The organism is Streptococcus sp. GMD4S (assembly GCF_000296955.1).
In genome coordinates this window covers 1-1,122 of the sequence record NZ_AJRE01000260.1, presented here as the reverse complement: position 1 = coordinate 1,122, position 1,122 = coordinate 1, and the positions used below count along the sequence as shown (strand labels likewise).

Below are 1,122 nucleotides of genomic sequence, written 5' to 3'. Positions count from 1 at the left end.
GCTTCTACCCTCTCTTTCATTTTTATAGCAAATGCGCTTCGCGCTTGTCAAAACTTTGCTTAGCAAGGTCAACCAAACGCTCGATTAGTTCTGGGTAGCTGATTCCCATATTGTCCCAAAGTAGTGGATACATAGACCACTGGGTAAAACCTGGCATGGTATTAAGCTCATTTAGGAAAATCTCGCCCTTATCTGTATAGAAGAAATCACAACGAGACAGACCGAGGCCACCAATCGCACGGAAGGCTGTTTCAGCATTTCGACGCATGACAGCTACCACATCATCACTAATCTTGGCTGGGATGTCCATGGTAATCTTGTTATCGATGTATTTGGCATCATAGTCATAAAAGGCAACATCCTTAACCACTTCACCAGGAAGCGTGCTCTTGACATCGTAGTTGCCCAAGAGACCAACCTCGATTTCACGGGCATTTACCCCTTGCTCTACTAAGACACGGCTGTCATATTGGAAGGCAAGTTCCAAAGCTTGACGGAGTTCTTCTTGGTTTTCAGACTTAGAAATACCGACACTTGAACCCATATTTGACGGCTTCGTGAAGACTGGATAAGTCAGTTTTTCTTCAACTTCAGCGATTTTAGCAGTCACATCATCGCCTTCAACGATGGCCACATAAGGTACTTGGGCAATCCCAGCAGACTCCAAGACACGCTTGGTCGTAATTTTATCCATGGCAAGGCTGGATGACAAGATATTACAACCAACATAAGGCATTTTCAAAACTTCTAAGAATCCTTGAACTGAACCATCTTCTCCCATCGGACCATGAAGAACTGGAAAGACCACTGCACCTTCTTCATAGATGGCACTTGGCGCTATTTTCTTGTCCCAGTCAATAGTCGCATTGGTCATGAGACGATCCTCTTGACCTGGGGTCTGGCTAAATTCCTGTGTTTTGATAAAGTCACCTGACTGGCTGATGAAGAAAGTATTGACGGTGAAACGGTCGTAGTTGACCGCACGCATAACACTTTCAGCTGAAAGGACAGAGACTTCACGCTCTGCACTACGTCCACCGTATAAAAGAATAATCGTTTGTTTCATATTGCTTGTCCTAATTCTAATAGAATACTCGTTCTTTAGTATATCATATTTGCTTC

General features: G+C 43.9%; 1 protein-coding gene. It reads right to left on the bottom strand.

The features are described 5' to 3' along the window. Nucleotides 1–22: 22 nt before the first annotated feature. On the bottom strand, nucleotides 23–1,066 hold the full coding sequence (locus tag GMD4S_RS09185; RefSeq protein ID WP_000814697.1) for a D-alanine--D-alanine ligase: 1,044 nt from the start codon (nucleotides 1,064–1,066) through the stop codon (nucleotides 23–25). Nucleotides 1,067–1,122: the final 56 nt, after the last annotated feature.